Origin of the sequence: Spirosoma utsteinense (assembly GCF_014282275.1) — a bacterium.
In the GTDB taxonomy this organism is placed as follows: domain Bacteria; phylum Bacteroidota; class Bacteroidia; order Cytophagales; family Spirosomataceae; genus Spirosoma; species Spirosoma utsteinense.
The window spans coordinates 1-1,238 of record NZ_VFIA01000142.1 but is presented as its reverse complement, the minus strand read 5'-3'; the positions used below and the strand labels follow the sequence as shown (position 1 = coordinate 1,238).

Sequence of the window (1,238 nt, the reverse complement as noted above, 5' to 3'; positions counted from 1 at the left end):
CAGGGCTTTCTCATAAAAGCCTTTTCACTCTCATGAAGTCGAATAATTCAGTTATTCTGTCGCTAAAGCGGTCCATTTGATGGGTCATGCTGGTGCTCAAACGGTCTAGTAGGCACAAGCTTAGCGTTCGGAACGTACCGATCACCTGCTGCACACCTGACTGCAGGCTACGAAACGAATCCTCCCAGAAGATAACATCCCGCCGGTAGTGCATCACCTCCACTCGCCAGTGGCCCCGAACCGCCTTATACAAGGTAGTAGCCTCGCTTTGGCAAGCCACCCCTGCGTTACTTACATAGTAGCTTTCGGTGTAACCCAGCAGCCGACCCGCCCCATCATAGCGGGTTCGTTTTACCTGGATCAGCGTCCCTAGAGCAGCTTTACTCCACCGCTTGTCAAGGGCCAAATCAGCCAGGGAGTAATACCGGTATTCCCGCTCCTGATGACGGCCGTGCTTGTGTTCGGGTTGATCGATCTGCACAAACTGGGCGGGCTTAACCAGGGTTTGCAGGATACAACTACGCAACAACTGATGTTGATTGCTCTTGAGGCCAATCAGGTAACAACCCCGCTGTTGGGCAATAGCTGTGAGGAGTTTGGGGGTTAGGTGCAAGGCATCAAGGCTGACCTTGCAGCAGAGTAAGCCATTGTCTGTCAATAGGTTGAGGATAGACGTGCGTTCGCCTTGCTTCCGACCATCGTAGTAGCCTTGAGCCAGGGGCAGTTGGCTTTGTTGGTCCACAATGGAGACACAACTCAGGCCTCTGGTATGGCCCGGGGCAATTGATCCCCGTAATTCTTTGCCATCACCGGCTAGCCAGCTTTGCTGGTGTTGGGACAAGGGGAAACCATAGGTCTGGACCACCAGGGCCAGAAAGCGTTGTGGGTTGACCAGGGCCAAGAGCCGGGGTAACTGGGCGCGGGAGATGGGCTTTTTGGCGGCTGGCTGAAAGTGAGCCGCCAGCACCTCAAACTGATTGACCAGGTACCTATGTATGGAGGAGAGCGAGCCGTCGCGTCCGGCCAGCATGGCCATCAATACGCCCATCAGTACCAGCGGCATGGGATGTCTTTTCCCCCGGATATCGCGTAAGTCTAAGTCGGTTTGTTGTTGAAGGAGGGTAAAAAAGGCCTTATCTTGGGGCTGGAAAGAGTCGGTAAGGGTCATCTTGGCGAGATTTAGAACACCTCAAAGATGTCTACTTATCGGCTCTTTACCCTTTTATGAGAAAGCCCTG

The 1,238-nt window shown here is 53.6% G+C and carries 1 protein-coding gene; it reads right to left on the bottom strand.

Annotated elements, in window-relative coordinates; genetic code table 11:
* Window positions 1–10: 10 nt before the first annotated feature.
* Window positions 11–1,168 carry an ISAs1 family transposase gene (locus FH603_RS28115; RefSeq protein WP_186742682.1) on the bottom strand — a complete coding sequence of 386 codons (1,158 nt, stop codon included), beginning with the start codon at window positions 1,166–1,168 and terminating at the stop codon, window positions 11–13.
* Between the last annotated feature and the right edge of the window lie 70 nt (window positions 1,169–1,238).